This window comes from Streptomyces sp. NBC_00554 (assembly GCF_041431135.1).
Classification (GTDB): domain Bacteria; phylum Actinomycetota; class Actinomycetes; order Streptomycetales; family Streptomycetaceae; genus Streptomyces.
Window position 1 is genome coordinate 6,334,201 of the sequence record NZ_CP107799.1, and the last position, 22,445, is coordinate 6,356,645.

Sequence of the window (22,445 nt, forward strand, 5' to 3'; positions counted from 1 at the left end):
AAACGCGGTGTTAACCGGTCATACGCGCTAATTGGGACGCGTGTACGACGAAGGGGTTGTAGTGGCATATGACGGAGGGCCCCTCGCTGCTGCGAGTGGCCCTCCGGTCTGTGCGCCGCCAGGGACTCGAACCCCGGACCCGCTGATTAAGAGTCAGCTGCTCTAACCAACTGAGCTAGCGGCGCGCGCCGACCCGGGGAACTCTACCCGACCGGGAAGGGTGCCCCGGACCCCGGCGGTCCCCTTGGCGCGCACGCCCTGTACATCATTCGGACCGTCAACATGCGACACCGGATGACAGTTGAGAAACTGCGCCTGTGCAGAAGCGCGGAGATTTCGACCTGGAGTGTGAGGGGAATCGCATGAAGGCTCCGGTATTCGAGGAATTCGATGCCGCGAGGGACTGCGACTGCCCCGGATGCGTGCACTGGCGACGCGTCATGCCCTATTCCTCTTCCCCTGCCTCTTCCCCTCCCTCTTTCCTTTCCTCCCTTTCCGGTCCCGTGGGCCGTCCGGCGGCCCGCAGGGCTCTCGTCCTGGCCGCGGCGGCCGGCACCGTCCTCGGCGCGGGCCCACCGATGACGGCGGTCGCGGCCGCCCACGGACCCGCCCGGCCCGGCATCCCCGCAGGTGACGAGCCCGACACCCCGCAAGGCAGCAAGGCCCCGCTGCACGGTCCGGCGGGAAAACCGGCGGCCCACGGAAAGCCCGGCACCGTCTCCAAGGCACCCGCGACCACCCGGGCCGAGATCATCAACCGGGCCAAGACATGGATCGACGCGGAAGTGCCGTACAGCATGAGCGAGTACTGGTCGGACGGCTACCGGCAGGACTGCTCCGGCTTTGTCTCGATGGCCTGGAACCTGCCGGGCAACGAATGGACGGGCAGCCTCGACACGCTCGGCGTACGCATTAAACGTGAGCAGCTCCAGCCCGGCGACATTCTTCTCTTCCACAATCCGGCGAACCCCGAGAAAGGCTCGCACGTCGTCATTTTCGGCGGCTGGACGGACTACACGCACACCTATTACGTCGCGTACGAGGCGGCACCCCCGCACGCCCGGAAGCAGGCCACCCCGTACCCGTACTGGAGCAACGAGGACCGTTATTTGGCCTACCGCTACAAGGGGCTGACGGAGAGCGCGAGCGGGGCGAAGCCGTCGGCGCCCAAGGCGCCCAGCCGCTACCCGGGAGCCGTCTACTTCGGGCCCGGCGCGAACAACAAGTACGTCACCCAGCTGGGCCGGCTCCTCATGGAGCGCGGCGCGGCCCGCTTCTACACCTCGGGTCCCGGCCCCCGCTGGTCGACCGCGGACCGGCGGGCCACCCAGGCGTTCCAGCGGGCGCAGGGCTGGACGGGAGCGGCGGCGGACGGGCTGCCGGGGAAGCTGACCTGGTCGTACCTGGTGGGCAAGAAGGGCAAGGACATTCCTCCGGCGGACGTTCCTCAGGAGGACATTCCCCCGGAGGACATTCCGCTCGGGGGCAGCCCCGGGCAGACGGGGGCGCACGGCCCGGGACCGCACGGATCGGGCGCCTCCTCGCACGGGGTGCCCGGCTATCCGGGGCGCGGGATGTTCCGGCCGGGGGCGAACAACGCACACGTCAGCCGGCTGGGAAAGCGACTGGTCAAGAAGGGGTTCGGCAAGTACTACAGCTCGGGTCCGGGACCCCGTTGGGGCGAGGCGGACCGGCGCAACGTCGAGGCGTTCCAGCGGGCGCAGGGCTGGCGCGGCGGCGCGGCGGACGGGTACCCGGGGCCGGAGACCTGGCGGCGGCTCTTCTCCTGAATCCTTCCCGGCTTCATCGTTTCCCGGCTTCACCGTTTCTCGACTTCTCATGAATCTTCCAGGCGCGGAGGCATGGAGGCAGGTATGAGTACGACGACTTCACACACCCCGGATTCCGAAGGGCAGTCCTCCCAGGTGCCCGGGCCGGAACCGGCAACAGAGGGCGGGGGCGCGCGCGAGGGCGGCGCGCGCTCCACCAGGCTCATCCACAACGAGGCGACCACCGAGATCCCCGTGCACCTGCTGTTCAGGGACGATCCCGAGCCGGTGTCCGTCCCGCTGGCGCCCGCCGTCGTGGGCCGGCGGCGTGGCACGGGCGAGCAGCCGCGCGTCCGGCGTCCCGTGCCCGGCAGGGCCGCCCCGCGCCCGGTGCCGGAGATCGACCCCGAACTGGTGGAGCGCCCCGCACGGGTGCTGCCCGGAGCGGTGGGAGTGCTGGCCGGGGCCTGTGGGATGGCCGGATGTGTACTCACCTCGTGGTGGGCGGGCGTCCTGCCGCCCCCGGTGACGCAGGCGCTTGGACTGCCCGGACACGGCGGCGCCGGGCTCGGACCGGCGCAGTGGGCGGCGTACGCCGGAGCGGGCGCGCTCGGTCTGTTCGGCCTCGGCGGTCTCGCGCGGGGGCGGACCGGGCGGGCCTGGGTGCTCGGGCTGTTCGGCCGGTACCGCGGCACGGTCCGGCGCACCGGGCTCATGTGGGTCAACCCGCTGGTGCTACGCCGCCGGGTCGACGTACGCCTGCGGCACTGGCGCAGTGAGCCGATGTCCGCGGTCGACGCCAACGGGGTCGCGCTGCGGGTGGTGGTGCTCGTCGTCTGGCGGGTCAGGGACACCGCGCGCGCCACGCTCGGCGTGGACGACCACCAGACGTATCTGCGGGAGTGTGTGGAGGCGGCGCTCTCGCGGGTGCTCTCGCGGCTCCCGGCCGAACTGCCGCCCGCCGTCGTCAAGGACGCGACCCTGCGCAACACCGAGGCCGTCGGCGAGGCGCTGACCCGGCTGGTGGCCGCGGACACGGCGCCGGTCGGCCTCGAGGTCTTCTCGGCCCAGCCGACGAAGATCGAGTACGCGCCCGAGGTGGCCGCCGTGATGCAGCGCCGCCGGATCGCCGCGCTGGACGCCCAGCACCGCGACACCGTGCTCACCTCCGTCGTCGACTCGGTCGAGGACACGGTGACCCGGCTGACCATGCGGGGCCTGGTGGAGCTCGACGACTACGAACGCAAGGCGCTGGTGAAGGACTTGACGGTGGCGTTCTACACGGGACGGAGCGGGGAGTAGCCGTGATTGTCCGCATGGGACGGAGCGGGGAGTAGCCGGAGTCGTTGATGCGGGACGGGCGGGAAGCGGGCGTCGGCCATTTCTGAAATTGGTCTGGACATGTTCAAGTCCTGGTAATAATCTGAGACTTGGTCTAGACCTGAAACATCTCGCGCTCAGCTCATGTGAACCTCCCCCACGTCCTCAGGAGCGGCAGGATGCGCATACGTGCGACCAGGAAAGCGAAGTGGTACGCGGGCATGGTCGGCCTCGCCACGACGGGAGCGCTCGTGCTCTCCAGCGGCGGTGCCAGCGGCCACGGCTACACCGACCTCCCCATCAGCCGGCAGAAGCTGTGTCAGAACGGCACGGTGACCAACTGCGGCAACATCCAGTGGGAGCCGCAGAGCGTGGAGGGCCCGAAGGGCTTCCCCGCGGCAGGTGCGGCCGACGGCCAGATCTGCTCGGCCAACCACACCGAATTCGGTCAGCTCAACAGTCCGACGACTCCGTCGGGCGGCGCCTGGCCGACGACCAGGGTCACCGGCGGGGCCAGCTACACGTTCCGCTGGCAGTTCACCGCCATGCACGCCACGACCGACTTCAAGTACTACCTCACCAAGCAGGGCTGGAATCAGAACCACGCGCTCGCGCGCTCGGACCTGAACACCACGCCGTTCCTCACCGTCCCCTACAACAACGCGCGCCCGCCGTCCACGATCTCGCACAGTGGCACGATTCCCACGGGCCGGACCGGGCACCACGTCATCGTCGCGGTGTGGACGATCGCCGACACGGCCAACGCGTTCTACGCCTGCTCGGACGTCACGTTCTAGAACGTCACGTCCCAGGGCGACCTGAAGGGACCTTGTTTTCTGAGGCTCCCTTGAGCTGCACCGACATCCCCAGCGGGTAGGTTCCCCGCACGCCGACAAGACCAGGTCGGCGTGCGGGGAACTGCAACTGCACCGAACAACGGGGAATCGCTATGGACGTGTTCTTCTACGCCGTACCGGGGTTGATCATCGCCCTGGTGGCATTCGCGGCGGTCAGGATCATCCGCCGCTCACTGGAGCTGCGCAGCGCCTGGAACAGCGGGCTGACCGCCGAGGCGCGCTGTCTGCGCTCGTACACGACGACCAGTGGCGGCGGTGGCGACAGCTCCGTGTCCACGACGCTGCACCATGTCTACGAGTTCCGGACGCGCGAGGGCCGGACGGTCCGCTTCGACGAGAGCAGCGGTCCCTCCACGATCGTCGAAGGCGACATCGTCACCGTCCACTACACCGCCGAGCGACCCGAGAAGGCCACCGCCCACGCGCCGAGCCCGGTCAAGGCCGCCGCGGGCACTATCGGCATCCTGGTCTTCCTCGGAGTGGCCGCCGCCTTCTGCATCGGCTTCATGGTCACGTATCACCAGATGAGCTCATCGTTCGACATGCCCTTCGGAGGGTCGCACGTGACCTATGAGGAGCCGGACGTGCCCTACGACGAAGTGCCGTAGGTCCCGCGACCCTCCCCATCTGACGGTACGTCAATTATGGTGCGCCCCCATGGGATCCATGAGGCGTACCGTCGCGGAGCTCGTGCAGGAACGGTGGAACGACCACCGGCCGGGGCTGTGGTTCGAGGGGCGGGTCCTGAGCCACCACCGGGTGGCGGCGGGCGCGGCGGCCCGGGCGGCGCTGCTCGCCGACCTGCTGCCGCCACGTGCCGAGCCGCCGCACCTCGGCGTGCTGCTCGACAACACCCCCGAGTACCCGATGTGGTTGAGCGCGGCCGCCCTCGCGGGTGCCGCCGTCGCGGGCATCAACCCGACCCGGCGCGGCCCCGAACTGGCCCGCGACATCCTGCACACCGAGTGCCGCGTCCTGATCACCGAACAGGCCCACCTGCCGCTCCTCGACGGTCTCGAACTCCCGGGCGTACGCGTCCTGGTGACCGACACGGACGCGTACGCCGACCTCCTCACGCCGTACGAGGGCACGAAGCCCGACGCGTCCTCGGCCTCCCCCGACGACCGCCTGCTCCTCTACTTCACCTCCGGCTCGACCGGCGCCCCCAAGGCCGCGATCTGCACCCAGGGCAGGCTCGCCGCCGCGGGGCAGTCGCTCGTCGACCACTTCGGCGTGCGGCGGGAGGACACGCACTACATCTGCATGCCGATGTTCCACGGCAACGCGGTGATCGCCGACTGGGCACCCGCGCTGGCCGCGGGCGCGGGAGTGGCGCTGCGGCGGCGCTTCTCGGCCTCCGGGTTCCTCGCGGACGTACGGGCCTGCCGGGCCACGTACTTCACCTATGTGGGGCGCGCCGTCCAGTACATCCTGGCGACCCCGGCCCACCCCGACGACCGCGACAACCCACTGCGCATGGGCTTCGGAACAGAGGCCGGCGCGGTCGACGCGGCCGCCTTCGAGCGGCGCTTCGGGGTGCGCCTCGTCGAGGGCTACGGCTCTTCCGAGGGCGGCGCGGCCATCCAGCGGACCTCCGGCACCCCGGCCGGGGCGATCGGACGGGCGGCACCCGACGACGACCTCGCCGTGGTCGACCCCGGCACGCTGCGCGAATGCCCGGCCGCCGTCTTCGCCGGGGACGGGCGGCTGCTCAACGGGGCCGACGCAATAGGAGAGTTGGTGAACCGGGGCCCCAACCCCTTCGAGGGCTACTGGCGCAACCCGGCCGCGGACGCCGACCGCAGGCGCGACGGCTGGTACTGGACCGGCGACCTCTTCTACCGGGACGCCGACGGATACCTGTACTTCGCCGGCCGCACCGACGACCGGCTGCGCGTCGACAGCGAGAACCTCGCCGCCGCCGTGATCGAGAACATCCTCGCCCGGTACGAGGGCGCTGCCGCTGTGGCGGTGTACGCCGTGCCGGACGCGGTCGCGGGCGACCAGGTCATGGCAGCCGTCGCGCTGCGGTCCGCCGTCTCCTTCGATCCGCTCGACTTCGGTGAATTCCTGCTGTCCCAGCCCGACTTGGGGACCAAGATGGCCCCTCGCTTCATACGCATCGTGGAGCGGATGCCCGTCACGGCGACGAACAAGGTCCACCGGGTCGGACTCCGGCGCGAGGGCTTCAGATGCGCGGACCCGGTCTGGTGGCGGCCGCCGGGGGAGTGCGCCTACCGGAGGCTGGCGGAGGCGGAGGTCGAGGAGCTGGTCGAGGAGTACCGGGCGCGGGGGCGCGAGGAGTTGCTGACGAGGTAGGGCTGGCCCCTGGCTTGACGGTGAGGGTGGCGGGCTCGGCCTGGCTGTGACGGTGGTGAGTCCGGCTCGGTGGTGGGGGAGGCGGGGCCTGACGCGGCGGTGACGGTGGCGAGTTCGGCTCGGTGGTGAGGGTGGCGGGGGCTGACGCGGCGGTGAAAGTCGCGAGCCCGGCCCGGCGGTCAGGGCCGCGAGGCCGGCCCGACGGTGGGGTCGCGCGGCCCCGGCCCGGCGGCGAGGGTGGGGCGGGGCCCGAACTGGCGGCGAGGGCAGGCCCCGAACCGGCGGCAAGGTATGCCCAGCCCTACCCCTGGTACACCCACGGACCCCATGTTCCGTGAGGTCACGCCCCGCCTACCGTGAGCGCGTGACCCGTTCCGTGCGCTACCTCATCAGCGGCGTCCTGGTCGGCGCCCCCTTGCTCGTCGGGATGCTGCTGCTCGGCATCGTCGGGGCCGGGCTGACCCCCGTGCTCGTCGGGCTGCCGCTTCTTGCGCTGCTCGCGCTGACCGGCGTACCCGTCGGGGCGCTGGAGCGATGGCGGCTGCAGCTCGTCCACCCGGCGCGGGTGCCCACCCCCCACCGAACCCCGGACGAGCCCGGCCCCGCCGCCTGGGCCAGACTCAGGTTCACCGAGCCGGCGACCTGGCGCGAACTGGGGTACGCCCTACTGCTCGCGGTCGTGCTGTGGCCGCTGGACGTGGTGGTACTGACCGTCGCCCTCGGGATCCCCGGCGCGATGATCGGGACGCCGGCACAACTCGCGATCGTCGGCGGCGAGGAAACCCGGGGCGTCAAGCTGTGGCTGATCCACACGTACGGGCAGGCGTTCCTGTGCGCCGCGGGCGGCCTCGCCCTCATCCTCGTACTCCGGTGGCCCCTCGTGCGGTACGCCCATGCCCGCGCCGCCCTCACCCGGCTGCTGCTCGCGCCGCGCCAGGCCGAGGGGCAGCTCGCCGAGGTGACGAAGTCCCGGGCCCGTCTGGTGGCGGCGTTCGAGGCCGAGCGGCGGCGGATCGAGCGGGATCTGCACGACGGGGCGCAGCAGCGGCTGGTGGCGTTGAGCATGAGGCTGGGCCTGGCCCGCCTCGACGCGCCACCCGAGCTGGCGGCGCGGCTGACGGAGGCCCACGCGGAGGCGGATCAAGTCCTCGTCGAGCTACGGGAGTTGATCCACGGCATCCATCCGCAGGTGCTCGCCGACTACGGGCTCGGCGACGCGATAGCCGACGCCGCCGACCGGTCCGCCGTACCCGTGGAGGTGGACGTGGAGCTGCCGAGGTTCGCCGAACCGGTGGAGTCCGCCGCGTACTTCGCGGTGCGGGAGGCGCTCGCCAACGTGGGCAGGCACAGCGGGGCCGGACGGGCGTGGATCCAAGGGCGGTACGAGGAAGGCCGGTTGAGGATCGAGGTGCGGGACGACGGATGCGGGGGAGCCGACCCCGGATCGGGCTCCGGGCTCACCGGACTCGCCGACCGGCTGGCCGTCCTCGATGGGACACTGACCGTCGAAAGCCCGCCCGGTGGGCCGACCGTCCTGACGATGGAGATCCCTTGCTGAGAGTCGTACTCGCCGAGGACAGCGTGCTGCTGCGCGAGGGGCTCGTGGGGCTGCTGAACCGCTTCGGGCACGAGGTCGTCGCGGCGGTCGGCGACGCCGATACACTCCGCGACGCCGTCTCGGCGCACGCCCCCGACCTCGTCGTCACCGACGTACGGATGCCCCCGGGCTTCCAGGACGAGGGCCTGCGCGCCGCCCTCACTCTGCGCACGGCGGACCCGCGGCTCCCGGTGCTCGTCCTCAGCCAGTACGTCCAGCGCGCCTACGCCGCCGAACTCCTCGACACCGGGGACGGCACCGGAGTCGGCTACCTCCTCAAAGACCGCGTCGGCCAGGTCGAGCAGTTCGCGGAGGCGGTGCGGCGGGTCGCCGAGGGTGGCACGGTCGTGGACCCCGAAGTCGTACGGCAGTTGCTGCGCCGGCGGCGCGATCCGCTGGAGGCGCTGACTCCGCGCGAGCGCGAGGTCCTCGGCCTGGTGGCCGAGGGAAGGTCCAACGGTGCGATCGCCCGCGAACTGGTCGTCTCCGAGGCGGCCGTCGGCAAACACATCGGCAACATCCTGGGAAAGCTGGACCTGCCTCCGGCCCAGGACACGCACCGACGGGTGCTGGCCGTACTGGCATATCTGCGGGGCTGAGGGCGCCCGGGGCGTCACGGTTGCCGCCTCCCTGGACCGATACTTCGCGGCTCCGTATATCCATGCGCCCACGAGGAATCCCCCGCGCTCCACGGGGGGAGGATGCACCGGACAACCGCGTCGGCGCCGGGCCTTCCCACATAGGCGGTTGTCATGTGCCTGCCTGTCGTGACAACCCTCAACAGCACCTGAAAGGCACTCATGTCCCCCACGCATGACACCGCGAACGACCCCGTCGACGCCCGCCGTCACAGCGACGACCTGCTCACCTTCGTCAACGCCAGCCCCTCGCCGTACCACGCGGTGTCGAGCGCCGCCCAGCGACTGGAGAAGGCGGGCTTCGAAGAACTGCGTGAGACGGACGACTGGACCGGCGCCGAGGGCGGCCGCTATGTCGTACGGGGTGGCGCGCTGATCGCCTGGTACGTCCCCCGGGGCGCCCCGGCCCGCACGCCGTTCCGGATCATCGGCGCACACACCGACTCGCCGAACCTGCGGATCAAGCCCTCGCCCGACACCAGCTCGGCGGGGTGGCGGCAGATCGCCGTGGAGATCTACGGCGGGGTACCGCTCAACACCTGGCTCGACCGCGACCTCGGTGTCTCGGGGCGGCTGACCCTGCGCGACGGCTCGACCCGGCTGGTCCGCGTCGACAAGCCGCTGCTGCGTGTGCCGCAGCTCGCCATCCACCTCGACCGGACCGTCAACGAGGGGCTCGCCCTCGACCGGCAGCGGCACATGACCCCGGTGTGGGGCCTTGGCGGCACCGAACCCGGCGCCCTGCTCGGCCGGATCGCCGACGAGGCCGACACCGCCTTCGCCGAGATCCTCGGCTGGGACCTGATGCTGCACGACATCCAGCCGCCCGGATACCTCGGCGCGGACGAGGAGTTCATCGTCTCGCCGCGCCTGGACAACCTCATCTCGGTGCACGCGGGAGTCACCGCGCTGGTCGCCGCCGCCACCTCCCGGCCGCCCGCACACATCCCCGTACTCGCCGCCTTCGACCACGAGGAGGTCGGCAGCGGCTCGGAGTCCGGCGCCCAGGGCCCCCTGCTGGAACGGGTGCTGAGCCGCGGTGTCACGGCGCGCGGCGGCAGCGGCGAGGACTGGAACCGGGCCCTCGCGGGCGCCTTCTGCGTCTCCTCCGACATGTCGCACGCCGTCCACCCCAACTACGCCGAGCGCCACGACCCCGACCACCGCCCCCTCCCCAACGGCGGCCCCGTCATCAAGGTCAACGTCAACCAGCGGTACGCCACCGACGGCACCGGCGTCGCAGCCTTCGCCGCCGCCTCCGAACGGGCCGGGGTGCCGTGGCAGCCGTTCGTCTCCAACAACGCCATTCCGTGCGGCACCTCGATCGGCCCGATCACCGCGGCCCGCCTCGGCGTCGCCACCGTCGACGTGGGCGTGCCGGGCCTGTCGATGCACTCGGCGCGCGAACTGTGCGGGGCGCGGGATCCGGGGCTGCTCACCCGGGTGCTCACGGAGTTCGTCACGGCCGGCTGAGCCCGCACCGACAGGTGCCGGGCATGCGTGAAAGGCCCCCCACATCGTGGAGGGCCTTCATCAGTTGTGCGCCGCCAGGGACTCGAACCCCGGACCCGCTGATTAAGAGTCAGCTGCTCTAACCAACTGAGCTAGCGGCGCATGACTCTCGCCTCCCGCGCTCGGCGGGCGGCGACAAAAGAAATACTACCTGGTCCGCCGGGGTGCTCCGGACCACGCTCCTGGCCGCCGGACGCCGCCCTAGATGGCCAGGGAGAGGAGCACCGGGCCCGCCCCGCGGTTCAGTGAGTCCGCCGCCGCGCGCAGCCGGTGCGCGTGCTCGACGGGCAGCGACAGGGCGAGGCAGCCGACGGAGGAGCCCGCCGTGATGGGGACCGCCGCGCAGACCGTGCCGATCGCGTACTCCTGGAGATCGAGCACGGGAACGGTGGCCGGCTGGGACTCGAGATGGGACAGCAGCAGCCGCTCGTTGGTGATGGTGCGCGAGGTGAGGCGGGCCATCTTGTGGCGGGAGAGGTGGTCGCGGCGGCCGTTGTGGTCGAGCTGGCCGAGGAGGCTCTTGCCGATCGCGCTGGCGTGGGCGGAGGAGCGGAAGTCGACCCATTCGTTGACCGCGGGGGTCGCGGGTCCGTCCGCGTACTGGGTGACGTGGATCTCACCGTCGACGTACCGGCTGATGTAGATCGCGGCGCCGACCGTGTCGCGCAGCCGGTCGATGGTCTGCTGGAGCTTCTCGCGCAGTGCCCGGTCGCGGCCATGGGCGGAAGTGAGCCGGTTGAGGGCGGCGCCGCTGACGTACGCACCGTCGGCGACCTGCTCGACGTACCCCTCCCGGCGCAGCATCAGCAGCAGTGTGGTCAGGCGGTCCGGGCCGAGGCCGGTGCGGCGCGCGATCTCGGTGTCGAGGACGCCGGTGGAGTGCCGCGACACCGTCTCCAGGACGCGGAGGGCGTCCTGGGCCGAGTGGTACGGCGCGGTCGGCTCGTTCTTCAGCGCCACGGTTTCCCCCTGCGCTTTCTGGGCCCTGTTTCGGACAGCTGAGCTTCCACCACGATAGCCGTCAAAGTGCTTGCTGTGAGCGTCTGTTGACGAGATTGGTGGCGCGCTCCAAGCCGCTCAACAGGAACGCGCCACTCTGGCATATGCCAAAGGCATTATGCGTAAGGCATGCCCCACGATCCGGACCTCGCCCCTTACCTTATTCGGCCGCGTTCACTCCCCGCAATCAAAGGACCGCACTGAGGAATTCCCGGGTCCTTTCCTGGCCGGGATCGGTGAAGATCTTCTCCGGCGGTCCTGACTCGATCACACGGCCGGAATCGAACATCAGGACCTGATCCGAGATGTCCCGGGCGAAATTCATCTCGTGGGTCACACAGAGCATCGTGATGTCAGTGGTGCGGGCGATGTCACGGAGGACATCGAGCACACCTGCGACCAGCTCGGGGTCGAGCGCGGACGTCACCTCGTCAAGGAGCAGCACCTGCGGCCGCATCGCCAGCGCCCGCGCGATCGCCACGCGCTGCTGCTGGCCGCCGGACAACTGGCTCGGATACGCGTCGCACTTGTCCGCGAGACCCACCAGGTCCAGCAGCTCGCGGGCGCGCGCCTCGGCCTCGTCCCTGGACATGCCGAGGACGGTGACGGGCGCCTCCGTGATGTTCCTGAGCACCTTCATGTTCGGGAACAGGTTGAACTGCTGGAAGACCATCCCGATCTTCTTGCGGACCTCGCGGACCTCCTTCTCGCCGGCCGGGAAGAGCCGCTCCCCGGCGACCGCGATCGTGCCCTCGTCGGGCTGGGTCAGCGTCATCAGCATCCGCAGGATCGTCGTCTTGCCGGAGCCGGAGGGCCCGATCAGCGTGACGTGTTTCCCCGAATCGACGGTGAAGTCCAGGCCGTCGAGAACGGTGTTGTCCCCGAAGCGCTTGGTGACGCCGTCGAAACGGATCAGCTCGCCGGGATTCGTATCGGTGGATTTCGTGGCGGCGGAATTCGTGTCAGCGGACAAGACGTCGCTCCAGGGCTCGCAGAAGCAGGGAAGCCGGATAGGAAATGAGGATGAAGGCGACACCGATGACCGTGAGCGGCTCGGTGAACTGGAAATGCTGCTGCGAATACAGCCGCGCCTCACCGAGCATGTCCAGCACGGTGATCGCCATCAGCAGCGGGGTGTCCTTGAGCATCGAGATGACGTAGTTGCCAAGGGCCGGGACCACCCGTCGGACGGCCTGCGGCAGGATCACCGCGGTCCAGGTGCGCGCCCGGGGCAGGCTGAGTGCCGTGGCCGCCTCCCACTGGCCGGCGGGCACGCCCTCGATACCGGCCCGGTAGACCTGCATCGTGTACGTCGAGTAGTGCAGCCCGATCGCGACGACACCGGTGGTCAGCGCGGAGAACGTGATGTCCCACTCGGGCAGTACGTAGAAGAGGAAGAACAACTGCACCAGCAGCGGGGTGTTCCGGACGAACTCCGTGACGACACCCACGGGCCAGCGCACCCACCTGCTCGGCGTCCGCATCAGCAGCGCCCACACAAGGCCGAGTACGAAGGAGATCACCGAGCCGAGGGCCAGCGCCTGCAGGGTGACCAGCAGCCCGTCCCAGAAATGCGGCATGAAGTCACTCACCGCGCTCCAGTCCCACTTCATGAGGCACCTCCGCCCGCGACCCCGGCCTTGAGCTGCCGTTCCAGACCGCGCATGACCCGCGTGAGGAGGAAGGCGATCACGAAATAGACCAGCAGGATGTACGTGTAGATCTCCGCGCTCTCCTGCAGCGCCAGCCGCACCAGGTTGCCGCTGAACGCCAGGTCGCCCATCCCCATGATCGAGACGAGGGCCGTGCCCTTGAGCAGCTCGATCAGCAGATTGCAGAACGGGGGGATCATCTCGGGTATCGCCTGTGGCAGCAGGATCAGCCGCATCCGCTGCCAGGGCGTGAAGCTGAGCGCGACACCGCCCTCGCGCTGTGCGGGATCGACCGCGTTCAGGGCGCCGCGCACGATCTCGCTGCCGTACGCCCCGTACGTCAGTCCCAGCGCGAGCGTGCCCGCCCACATCGGCACGAGCTGCCAGCCGAAGGCGAGCGGCAGCACGAAGTACACCCAGAAGATCATGATCAGTGCGGAGGTACCGCGGAACACCTCGGTGTAGAAGCCCGCGAGGAAGCGGACGATCCACAGCCGGTGGGTGCGCGCGATCCCCACGACGAAGGAGACGGCACCGGCCAACAGGACGCTGAAGAACAGCAGTTGGACGGTGACCCAGACCCCTTTGAGTACCAGTTCCCAGAGTCCCGATGTCATCCGCGGCAGAGCTCCTTCGCGGTCATGTCGGTCATCTCGGCCTTGGTGAAGCCGAAGGGTTGAAGGATGCGGAACAGTTCGCCGCTGTCCTTCAGCTTCTTCAGCTCCACGTTGAAGGAGTCCCGCAGCTTCGTCTCGGCCGTCCGGAAGGCGAAGCCGCCGCCGTCGACGTGCGGCTTGCCGCCCACCAGCGGCGCGAAGGCCTCGGTGCTCTCGGCCTTGGCCGACTTCTTCACCACTTCACGGACGGTCAGCGCGGTCCCGGCGAAGACGTCGGCACGCCCCGCCTCGACGGCGTTCAGCCCGGCGACCTGATCCGGCACGATCAGGATGTCGCTCTCCTTGTACCCGGCCTCGACGGCGTACTGGATCTCGGCGTAGCCGGTCCCGGTCGCGAACTTGGCCTTGGCCTCGACGACGTCCTTGTAGTCGCGCAGGTTCTTCGGGTTGCCCTTGCGCACGATGAACGCGTCGAGCATCTGGTAGTCCGGGTCGGAGAAGATGACCTGCGCACAGCGCTCGGGGTTGATGTACATCCCCGCGGACACGACATCGAAGGTCTGCGACTGAAGCCCGGGGATGAGCGAGCCGAACTCGATCGGAACCGGCTGGACGCGATCCACTCCCAGCCGCTTGAAGATGACCTTCGCGAGCTCCGGCGCCTCGCCGGTCAGCTCGCCGTTCCTGTCGATGTAGCCGAACGGGATCTCACCCGCGATACCCAGCCGTACGACGCCCTGCGCCTTGAGCCGGTCCAGGAGATCGCCGCCGTCCACGCCGGACGCCGTGGCGACCCGGCTGCAACCGGCCGCGCCCAGCGCCCCGACGGCACCCAGCGCCGAGGCGCCGGCGAGCAGCGCCCGCCGGCTGGGACTTCGTTTCTCCGCGTCCCTCGCGTTCTTCGTGTCGTTTCTCAGTGATGGAGCCATGGCCGCGCGGCTACCCGAGCCGATCCGACTTATGCGGATCGATTTGAGCCCCGTACGCCTCCCTGATCCCGGGGCAGGCCCTCTTGACCGCGGCGGGACCATGGAGTGCATGACCCACCGCGATTCCGACCGCCACATCGAGATCTCCCTGGTCAAGCGGGGAGTCCACTGCACGGCGAAGCTGCTCGACGACCGCGCGCCGATCACCTGCGCGGCGGTATGGGACGCCCTCCCGCTGAGCGGCGACGTCTACCACGCGAAGTACGCCCGCAACGAGATCTACGCCCTCTTCCCACCCTTCGCACACACGGAACCACCCCTGGAGAACCCGACAGTCACCCCGATACCCGGCGATCTGTGCTATTTCGCCTTCGAGGGCACAGAGTTGGGCACCAAGGCGTACGGCTACGACACCGAGGTGAAGTCGGGCGCCACGGTCGTCGACCTCGCCCTCTTCTACGAGCGCAACAACCTGCTGCTCAACGGCGATGTCGGCTGGGTGCCGGGCATCGTCTGGGGCCAGGTGACCGAGGGCCTCGACACGATGGCCGAGGCCTGCAACGACCTGTGGCGCTCGGGGGCACTGGGGGAGACGCTCAGCTTCCGCCGGGTCTAGGGCCTGTCCGGCGGATCAGGCCCTAGTTCTCGATCGGCGCGGGGGCGGCCACCCCCGCGGCTCCCGCCTCGTACAGCGCGTGTGCCGTGCGCAGGACGAGGTCGTCGCGGTGGCGGGCGGCCACGATCTGCAGGCCGATCGGGAGGCCGTCCGGGTCCAGCCCGACCGGGACGGTCGCCGCTGGCTGCTGGGTCAGGTTGAAGGGGTACGTGAACGGGGTCCAGCCCGTCCAGCGGCGGTGGCCGGAGTTCTTCGGCACCTCCGCGCCCGCCTCGAACGCGGTCAGCGGGAGCGTCGGCGTGACCAGGATGTCGTACGACTCGTGGAAGAGGCCCATCCGCCGGCCCAGCTCCATACGGACGTCCACCGCGGCCAGGTACTCAAGGGCGTTGACGCGGGCGCCGAGGTCGCGGATCTCGCGGAGGCCGGGGTCGAGCAACTCCCGCTGGTGGGGCCCGAAACGCTGGGTCACACGGGCCGCCCCCGCGAACCAGAGCGTGTGGAAGGCGTCCACCGGATCGGTGAAGTCGGGGTCGGTCTCGGTGACGTACGCGCCGAGCCCGGCGAGCCGCTCCACCGTCCCCCGTACCGCCGCCGCGACGGCCGGCTGGACCGCGACCTGCCCGCCCAGCGAGGGCGAGTACGCGACCCGCAGCCCCCGCACCCCGCCCGCCAGCGCGTCCACGAACGAGCCGGTCACCGGCCCGAGCGCCGACCAGTCCCGCGCGTCGGGCCCGCTGATCACGTCCATCATCAGCGCGGCATCCGCGGCGTCCCTGGTCATCGGCCCCACATGCGAGAGCGTCCCGAACGCGCTCGCCGGATACAGCGGCACCCTCCCGTACGTCGGCTTCAGCGCGAAGATCCCGCAGAAGGCGGCCGGGATACGGACACTGCCACCCCCGTCCGTGCCCAGCGACAGCGGACCCGCACCGAGCGCGACGGCCGCCGCGCTGCCGCCGCTGGAGCCGCCCGCGGTGCGCGAGACGTCGTACGGATTGCGCGTCGCTCCGGAGAGCGGCGAGTCCGTGACGCCCTTCCAGCCGAACTCGGGTGTCGTCGTCTTGCCGAGAAAGACGGCGCCGTGTTCGCGCAGGCGGGCGACGGACGGCGCGTCCTCGTCCCAACTGCCCTGCGCATCCACGTTCTTGGAGCCGCGCAGGGTCGGGCCGCCGCGCAGCAGGATGATGTCCTTGACGGTGACGGGGACGCCGTCGAGCAGGCCTGCGGGCGCGCCCCGTCGCCAGCGTTCCGCCGACTCCCCTGCCCGGGTGAGGGCTTCGTCCGCGTCCAGCCGCACGAACGCGTTCACGGCGGGCTGGACGCGACCGGCCTGATCGAGGGCCGCGCGCGTCGCGTCCACGGGGCTGAATTCGCCCTTGCGGTAGCCGTCGACCAGTTGCACGGCGGTCAGCTCGGTGAGTTCCGACATCGGCCCCTCCAAAGGGAGTTCAGTGTCACGGCCAGAGGGAGCTGGGGAGTTCAGTGCCCCGGTACATATCCACGCTTCTTGTCGACGACGTTCGCCAGCGGCTTCCCCGCCTCCCAACGCTCGTACAACTCCACGAACTGCGTGCCGAGTTCATCGCGCCAGCCGACGGTGTCCCCGCTCATGTGCGGTGACACGATCAGCCCCGGCACCTCCCACAACGGGCTGTCGGGGCCGAGCGGTTCGTGCTGGAAGACATCGAGGGCGGCCCCCGCGATCCACCGCTTCGACAGCGCTTCCACGAGTGCGTCCTCGACGACGAGCTGCCCGCGTCCGACGTTGATGAAGCGAGCCGACGGCTGCATCATCCCGAAGCGCCGGGCGCCGAACATGCCGTACGTGGCCTCGGTGAGCGGCGCCGCGGACACCACCCAGTCGGCGCGCGCCATCAGCCGGTCCAGCTCCTCGGGGCCGTGGATGCCGGTACGCGGGGTGCGTCCCACCAGGGCCGTCGTGATGCCAAGTGCCTTGAGGGACTTGACGATCGCCCGCCCGATCGGCCCGGAACCCACCACGCAGGCGCGCGTGCCCGCCACCCGCTGCGACTCCCGGTGCCGCCACTCCCGCTGCCTCTGCAGGTCCCACGTCCTCGGCAGATCCTTGGCCATCGTGAGGACCAGCGCGGCGACGTACTCCGCGATCGGCTCGTCGAAGACTCCGCGCGCGTTCGTCACCACCGTGTCGGACGCGGCGAGTTCGGGGCACATCAGATGGTCCACACCCGCGCTCGCCGTGTGCACCCAGCGCGGCCGCGGACCCGTACCGGGCCAGGCGTCGCGCACGGCGTGCGAGGTGAAGTCCCAGACGAGCAGGACGTCGGCCCGCGGTAGCAGCTCGGCCAGCGTGGACGCGTCGGCGTGCTCGATCCGCACCCGCCCGGTGAGTTTGCCGAGGCGGGGGAGCGGTTCGGCGTCGAGGACAAGCAGAGTCGTACCGGGCATCGTCGGGAAACCGTTTCGCAATACGGGTCCGCTTCTCTGAAGGGGTGCTCGTCTGAAGAGGTGTCTCTTCGAAGGGATGCTTCTCCGAAGAGTTGAGGGTGGGTCATAGCCGTCTGAGATGCGCGGATTGACCACGCTCGCACCCGAACCTACCTTCGTCAACACGGATCCGAGTACGGACCGTTGCTCACCCGTTTCCCTCAGTGAGGCCGGTGCCTGCCATGGACGTCTCCTTTCTCGGCGGACCCCGGCCGCAACGCGGCATCGGCGTCGTCGCCCCGTTCGACTTCGCCCTCGACCGCGAACTCTGGCGCTGGGTCCCGGACGACGTCTCCCTGCACCTCACCCGCACCCCGTTCGTGCCGGTCGAGGTCAGCCTGGACCTGGCCCGCCTGGTCTCCGAGCACGAGACGCTCGGCAACGCGGTACGCGCGCTGAACGCGGTCGCGCCCGAGGTCGTCGCGTACGCCTGCACCTCGGGCAGTTTCGTGGGCGGAGTGGCGGGCGAGCGGGCGATGTGCGAGGCGATGAGACGGGCGGGCGCGGTCCCGTCGGTCACCACCTCGGGCGCCCTGCTCGAAGCGCTGGGGGAGCTGGGCGCCCGCCGAATCGCGCTCGTCACCCCCTACACGGTTTCGGTGACCCAGTCCCTGGAGGAGTACCTGGCCGAGGCCGGCATCACGGTCACGGGCCGCGCCTCGCTCGGCCTGACCAGCCACATCTGGAAGGTCCCGTACCGCGAGGTGGTCGAAATGGCCCGCGGCAGCGTCCGGGACTCCACCGAAGCGCTCTTCATCAGTTGCACCAACCTTCCGACGTACGACGTCATCCCCCAGCTGGAGGCCGAGCTGCGGATCCCGGTGATCTCGGCCAACCAGGTGACGATGTGGGCAGCCCTGCGGCATCTGGGTACCCGGGCGGTGGGGCCCTATCAGGCGCTGCTGGACGAATCGGCCCGTCGGCGCGGCCCCGTACTGCCGGAACGGAACCAGCAGGAAGGTTGGGCATGACCGCACTGGGATTCCTCTACCCGGGCCACTCGGCCGAGGACGACTACCCGCGCATGGAGCAGCTCCTCGGCAGCGACATCCGCCTGCCCGTCGTCCACACGGACATCGGCGAGGACGCGCACCGGGTGGACGCGCTCCTCGAGATGGGCTCGGCGGCGCGGCTCGCGGCGGGGGTCGAGGAGCTGCGGCTCTCGGGGGCCGAGGCGGTGGTGTGGGCCTGCACCAGTGGCAGCTTCGTGTACGGCTGGGAGGGCGCCCACGAACAGGTCCGCTCCCTCGCCCGCGCGGCGGGGCTGCCCGCTTCTTCCACCTCCTTCGCGTTCGCCTACGCTGTACGGGAGTTGGGGGTGCGCCGGGTTGCCATCGCGGCGACGTACCCGGACGACGTGACCGCGCTCTTCGCCGCGTTCCTGAGCGACGCCGGTGTCGAGGTGGTCTCGGCGCGCGCCTCCGGGATCGTCACCGCCGCGGAGGTCGGCACCTGGGGCGAGGCCGAGGTCCTCGCCCTGGCCCGCGAGGCCGACCACCCCGACGCGGACGCCGTCCTCCTCCCCGACACCGCCCTCCACACCGCCTCCCACATCCCGGCCCTGGAGGCCGCCCTCTCGAAGCCGGTCCTCACCGCGAACCAGGTCACGGTCTGGGAGGCCCTGCGCCTGGCAACCCGCCGCGTCAACGCCCCCGAACTGGGCACGCTGTTCACGAAGGAACCGCTGGTGCAGGCGTGAGGGTGAGGTTTTCTTCGCCCCCTCCGCCCCTACCCGTCCCTTGCTTCCGGGCTACGCCCGGTTTCAGCCCGTCCGGCGTTTGAGGACGAGGCCGTTCAGGCCGAAAGCGGGGGTCTGGGGGCGCAGCCCCCAGATACGGGACGGGCAGGGGCGGAGGGGGCGAAAAACGCCTTCCCCAGCCCCCACCCCACCCGCCCGCGGGAATAACCGGGGACACCCTCCTGTTACCCCGCGGACAGCGCGACGCACGAAAACAGGAGGCACCCCGGTGAACGAGACGGACGAGATCCGCGGCAAGGCAGAGGGCACCGCCCCGGTGCCTCTCTCCGTACTGGACCTGGTCACAGTCGGCGCAGGCCGCACCGCGACCGAAGCCCTCCGCACCAGCGTCCAGATCTCCCGCCTCGCGGAATCCCGCGGCTTCCACCGCTACTGGGTGGCCGAACACCACTCCATGCCGGGCGTGGCGTCATCGTCCCCGGCGGTGATCCTCGCCCACCTGGCAGCCCACACGACCCGCATCCGCCTCGGCTCGGGCGGCGTCATGCTCCCCAACCACGCCCCGCTGGTCATCGCGGAACAGTTCGGCACCCTGGAGGCGATGGCCCCGGGCCGAGTGGACCTGGGCCTGGGCAGGGCCCCCGGCACGGACGGCGCCACAGCCGCGGCCCTCCGCCGCACGGACCGCCTGAACGAAGGCGCCGACGACTTCCCCGAACAGCTCGCGGAGCTGACCCGCTTCCTGGACGACGACTTCCCGCCCGGCCACCGATACGCCCGTATCCACGCCGTCCCGGGCCCGATCCAGTCGACCTCCCCCGGCGGAGTCCAGTCCCCGCACCGCCCCCCGATCTGGCTCCTCGGCTCCTCCGGCTTCAGCGCCCGCCTCGCCGGATCCCTCGGCCTCCCCTTCGCCTTCGCCCACCACTTCTCGGCCCAGAACACGATCCCGGCCCTGGACCTCTACCGGGAGTCCTTCCGGCCGAGCGCCGTCCTGGATGCCCCGTACGCCCTCATCGGCGTCTCCGCCCTCGCCACGGACGACGAGAAGGAGGCCCGCCGCCAGGTCCTGGCCGCCGCCCTGAACATGGTCCGCCTGCGCACCGGCCGACCGGGCCTTGTCCCGACCCCGGAGGAGGCCGAGGCGTACGAATTCAGCGCGATGGAGCGGGAGTTCATCGACACCTGGAACTCCAACGTCATCCACGGCACCTCGGACGAGGTCCGCGCAGGCCTCGACGACCTCCAGAAGCGCACGGGCGCCGACGAGTTGATGCTCACCTCGCACGCCCACAGCGGCGACCTACGGCTGCGCTCGTACGAACTGATCGCGGACGCGTACGGGTTGCCGCAGGCGTCCTGAACCCGCCGCTCGGACCGAACCCGCTGCTCAGACCTGCCCGCAGGTGGCCGCCGCCTCCAGCAGCGCGGAGATACGATCCGCCGCCACCGGCCGCGAGTACAGCCACCCCTGCCCGGTGTCGCAGCCGATGCCGCGCAGGCGGGAGGCCTGGGAGGCGGTTTCCACACACTCGGCGGTGACCGTCAGGCCCAGCCTGTGGGCGAGTTGGATGAGGGCCTCGACGATGACCTCGTCGGCGGGGTTGGGGTGGGTGTCGGTGCCGTCGCGGTTCTCGTACTGGAAGCCCCGTACGAAGGCGCCGTCCAGCTTGAGCACCGACACCGGCAGCCGGCTGAGATACGCCAGGTTCGAGTACCCGGTGCCGAAGTCGTCGATGGCGATGCGTACGCCCATGTCGCTGAGGGCCTGCAGAGCCTGGAGGGGGCGGCCGGCCGAGCCCATCACCGCGGACTCGGTGAGCTCCAACTGGAGGAGATGGGGCGGGAGTCCGGTCTCCTTCAGGATCTCCGCCACATCCGCGACCAGGTCGGAGTCCCAGACCTGACGCACCGCCACATTCACGCTGACGAAGATCGGCACGGCGTCCGGGTGGTCCAGCTGCCAGCGGCGGGCCTGGCGGCAGGCGGTGGCAAGGACCCAGCGGCCGAGCTGCACGATCGAGCCGTCCTCCTCGGCCAGTCCGATGAACCGATTCGGCGTGAGCATTCCGAACTGGGGGTGGTTCCAGCGGACGAGCGCCTCGACCCCGCGCACGCCGCCGTCCTCCATGCCCACCAACGGCTGGTATTCCAGGGTGAATTCACCGCGCTCGACGGCCGCGCGGAGGGTGGAGGAGAGGGCCTGGCGGGTCATCCGGTGGGCGTTGCGCTCCGGGTCGAAGAGGGTCCAGCGGCCCTTGCCGTCCGCCTTCGCCCAGTACAGCGTCGTGTCCGCGGCCTGCATCAGCCCGGTCGCGGAGGTCCCGGCGGCCCGGCGCTCGACGACGCCGATGGACGCGGAGACGGAGAGCCGCTGACCGGAGAGGTCGAAGGGCGCCTGCAGTGATCTGAGGACGGACTCGGCGAGGTCGGCCAACTGCTCTGTCCCCGTGGAGTCCTCGACGAGCAGCGCGAACTCGTCGCCGCCCAGTCTCGCCACCAGGGGAGTGGCCGCCCGTGCGTAACCGGCCTCGTCGGCGCAGCGCGTCAGGCGTTCGGCGACGGCCGCGAGCAGCCGGTCCCCGATCCGGTGGCCGAGGGTGTCGTTGACCGCCTTGAACCCGTCCAGGTCGAGATAGCAGAGCCCGATCCGGCCGGTGCCGCCCTCCTCGTACGCCTCCGCCTCCAGGGCGGCCGTCAGCCGCTCGAAGAACAGGGTGCGGTTGGGCAGCCGGGTCACCGCGTCGTGCATCTGCAAGTGCCGCAGCCGCGCCTGGAGTTCACGCCGGGCGCTGATGTCGGCGACCGAGATCAGCACCGCCCGCTCCTGGGCGGGCAGCGGCGCGACCGTCACCTGGACCCAGAGCGAGTGCCCGTCGGGGTGCTTGAGCCGGCGCGTGCAGCGCAGCCGGGCCTGCCGGCCGCGCAGCACCTCGCGGTACGCGTGCCAGGTGCGGGTGTCGGACGCCAGGTCCACCAGGTCGGAGGCGATCCGCCCGGCGAGCGCGTCGGCGTCGCTGCCGAGCAGGTCGCCCAGCGACTCGTTGGCGGTGACGACCAGACCCTCGCGGTCGACGACGGCCATCGCGAGGGGCGCGGTGGCGAACGCGGCCTGGAAGGTGTGGGGTGACGTCGCGTCGGGAAACGCGTGGGCCGAGACCGTGGTGTCGGAAGGCGCCCGGGTCGATACGGCTGTGCCGGGGGCCGGTTCGGAAGGGACCGATGTGCCGGGAGGTGGCCCGGGGGATACGGATGTGCCGGGATGCAACCCGGCGGACGTACGAGGAGATGTCTCAATGTGACGCTCTGTGACGGCCGGCCGGACGAGGTCTGCCGCGGGCGCCGGCCCTTCGGACGTTCCGCTCACCGCTCGCTCCCGCAGTGCACTCGTTCTTCGTATGGGTCTCTCGGGGTGGTCGGCCGGTGCTGGACGGCCGCACAAGCCGTGTCCG

20 protein-coding genes and 2 tRNA genes are annotated in these 22,445 nt (G+C 70.5%); 12 read left to right on the plus strand and 10 right to left on the minus strand.

The window, feature by feature from the left end:
* Positions 1-111 precede the first annotated feature (111 nt).
* Positions 112-185 (minus strand) — tRNA-Lys (locus tag OG266_RS27950).
* Between the two features lie 177 nt (positions 186-362).
* On the opposite strand from OG266_RS27950, the gene OG266_RS27955 reads away from it, so the two are divergent.
* The 8 genes from OG266_RS27955 (at position 363) to OG266_RS27990 (ending at position 9,973) form a co-directional block, all read left to right on the plus strand.
* On the plus strand, positions 363-1,790 hold the full coding sequence (locus tag OG266_RS27955) for a peptidoglycan-binding protein (RefSeq protein ID WP_371548940.1): 1,428 nt from the start codon (positions 363-365) through the stop codon (positions 1,788-1,790).
* 84 nt (positions 1,791-1,874) lie between these two features.
* Complete coding sequence (locus OG266_RS27960) at positions 1,875-3,071, plus strand: SPFH domain-containing protein (RefSeq protein ID WP_371548941.1); 1,197 nt, start codon at positions 1,875-1,877, stop codon at positions 3,069-3,071.
* A gap of 197 nt (positions 3,072-3,268) precedes the next feature.
* Positions 3,269-3,886 carry a lytic polysaccharide monooxygenase gene (locus tag OG266_RS27965; RefSeq protein WP_266461342.1) on the plus strand — a complete coding sequence of 206 codons (618 nt, stop codon included), beginning with the start codon at positions 3,269-3,271 and terminating at the stop codon, positions 3,884-3,886.
* A 152-nt stretch (positions 3,887-4,038) separates the two neighbouring features.
* Positions 4,039-4,554 carry a DUF3592 domain-containing protein gene (locus OG266_RS27970; RefSeq protein WP_371548942.1) on the plus strand — a complete coding sequence of 172 codons (516 nt, stop codon included), beginning with the start codon at positions 4,039-4,041 and terminating at the stop codon, positions 4,552-4,554.
* Positions 4,555-4,603: 49 nt separating this feature from the next.
* A complete protein-coding gene (locus OG266_RS27975; protein ID WP_371548943.1) occupies positions 4,604-6,265 on the plus strand; it encodes an AMP-binding protein in 1,662 nt (553 codons plus the stop codon).
* A 364-nt stretch (positions 6,266-6,629) separates the two neighbouring features.
* On the plus strand, positions 6,630-7,823 hold the full coding sequence (locus OG266_RS27980; RefSeq protein WP_371548944.1) for a sensor histidine kinase: 1,194 nt from the start codon (positions 6,630-6,632) through the stop codon (positions 7,821-7,823).
* On the plus strand, positions 7,817-8,461 hold the full coding sequence (locus tag OG266_RS27985) for a response regulator transcription factor (protein WP_266461354.1): 645 nt from the start codon (positions 7,817-7,819) through the stop codon (positions 8,459-8,461). The genes OG266_RS27980 and OG266_RS27985 overlap by 7 nt, the downstream gene beginning before the upstream one ends.
* A 201-nt stretch (positions 8,462-8,662) precedes the next feature.
* Entirely contained in the window at positions 8,663-9,973 is a 1,311-nt protein-coding gene (locus OG266_RS27990; RefSeq protein ID WP_371548945.1) for a M18 family aminopeptidase, read from the plus strand.
* A gap of 67 nt (positions 9,974-10,040) precedes the next feature.
* On the opposite strand, the gene OG266_RS27995 is transcribed toward OG266_RS27990, so the two are convergent.
* From OG266_RS27995 to ehuB, 6 genes are all read right to left on the minus strand, one after another.
* Positions 10,041-10,114: transfer RNA gene (locus OG266_RS27995), tRNA-Lys, on the minus strand.
* A 99-nt stretch (positions 10,115-10,213) separates the two neighbouring features.
* A complete protein-coding gene (locus OG266_RS28000; RefSeq protein ID WP_371548946.1) occupies positions 10,214-10,972 on the minus strand; it encodes an IclR family transcriptional regulator C-terminal domain-containing protein in 759 nt (252 codons plus the stop codon).
* Between the two features lie 226 nt (positions 10,973-11,198).
* Positions 11,199-11,984 carry an ectoine/hydroxyectoine ABC transporter ATP-binding protein EhuA gene (ehuA, locus tag OG266_RS28005; RefSeq protein ID WP_371548947.1) on the minus strand — a complete coding sequence of 262 codons (786 nt, stop codon included), beginning with the start codon at positions 11,982-11,984 and terminating at the stop codon, positions 11,199-11,201.
* A complete protein-coding gene (ehuD, locus tag OG266_RS28010) occupies positions 11,974-12,624 on the minus strand; it encodes an ectoine/hydroxyectoine ABC transporter permease subunit EhuD (protein ID WP_371548948.1) in 651 nt (216 codons plus the stop codon). Before ehuD ends, ehuA begins: the two co-directional genes overlap by 11 nt.
* Positions 12,621-13,280 (minus strand): ectoine/hydroxyectoine ABC transporter permease subunit EhuC, encoded by a 660-nt coding sequence (gene ehuC / locus OG266_RS28015; RefSeq protein WP_371548949.1) that lies wholly within the window; start codon positions 13,278-13,280, stop codon positions 12,621-12,623. Before ehuC ends, ehuD begins: the two co-directional genes overlap by 4 nt.
* Positions 13,277-14,209, minus strand: coding sequence for an ectoine/hydroxyectoine ABC transporter substrate-binding protein EhuB (gene ehuB / locus OG266_RS28020; RefSeq protein ID WP_371548950.1), 933 nt, complete (start codon positions 14,207-14,209; stop codon positions 13,277-13,279). Before ehuB ends, ehuC begins: the two co-directional genes overlap by 4 nt.
* 109 nt (positions 14,210-14,318) lie before the next feature.
* On the opposite strand from ehuB, the gene OG266_RS28025 reads away from it, so the two are divergent.
* Complete coding sequence (locus tag OG266_RS28025; RefSeq protein WP_371548951.1) at positions 14,319-14,825, plus strand: DUF3830 family protein; 507 nt, start codon at positions 14,319-14,321, stop codon at positions 14,823-14,825.
* A gap of 22 nt (positions 14,826-14,847) precedes the next feature.
* Here the strand turns inward: OG266_RS28025 and OG266_RS28030 are convergent, their stop codons facing one another.
* Positions 14,848-16,257, minus strand: a complete 1,410-nt coding sequence (locus OG266_RS28030) for an amidase (protein ID WP_371548952.1) — start codon at positions 16,255-16,257, stop codon at positions 14,848-14,850.
* A 50-nt stretch (positions 16,258-16,307) separates the two neighbouring features.
* Positions 16,308-17,255, minus strand: coding sequence for a D-2-hydroxyacid dehydrogenase (locus tag OG266_RS28035; RefSeq protein WP_371548953.1), 948 nt, complete (start codon positions 17,253-17,255; stop codon positions 16,308-16,310).
* Between the two features lie 221 nt (positions 17,256-17,476).
* Here OG266_RS28035 and OG266_RS28040 point away from each other — a divergent pair, with 221 nt between their 5' ends.
* The 3 genes from OG266_RS28040 to OG266_RS28050 all read left to right on the plus strand — a co-directional run bounded on the left by OG266_RS28040 (position 17,477) and on the right by OG266_RS28050 (position 20,356).
* Positions 17,477-18,265, plus strand: a complete 789-nt coding sequence (locus tag OG266_RS28040; protein WP_371548954.1) for an aspartate/glutamate racemase family protein — start codon at positions 17,477-17,479, stop codon at positions 18,263-18,265.
* Positions 18,262-18,993, plus strand: coding sequence for a decarboxylase (locus OG266_RS28045; protein WP_371548955.1), 732 nt, complete (start codon positions 18,262-18,264; stop codon positions 18,991-18,993). The genes OG266_RS28040 and OG266_RS28045 overlap by 4 nt, the downstream gene beginning before the upstream one ends.
* A 268-nt stretch (positions 18,994-19,261) precedes the next feature.
* A complete protein-coding gene (locus OG266_RS28050; protein WP_266461398.1) occupies positions 19,262-20,356 on the plus strand; it encodes an LLM class flavin-dependent oxidoreductase in 1,095 nt (364 codons plus the stop codon).
* A gap of 27 nt (positions 20,357-20,383) precedes the next feature.
* On the opposite strand, the gene OG266_RS28055 is transcribed toward OG266_RS28050, so the two are convergent.
* Complete coding sequence (locus OG266_RS28055) at positions 20,384-22,261, minus strand: putative bifunctional diguanylate cyclase/phosphodiesterase (RefSeq protein WP_371552988.1); 1,878 nt, start codon at positions 22,259-22,261, stop codon at positions 20,384-20,386.
* Between the last annotated feature and the right edge of the window lie 184 nt (positions 22,262-22,445).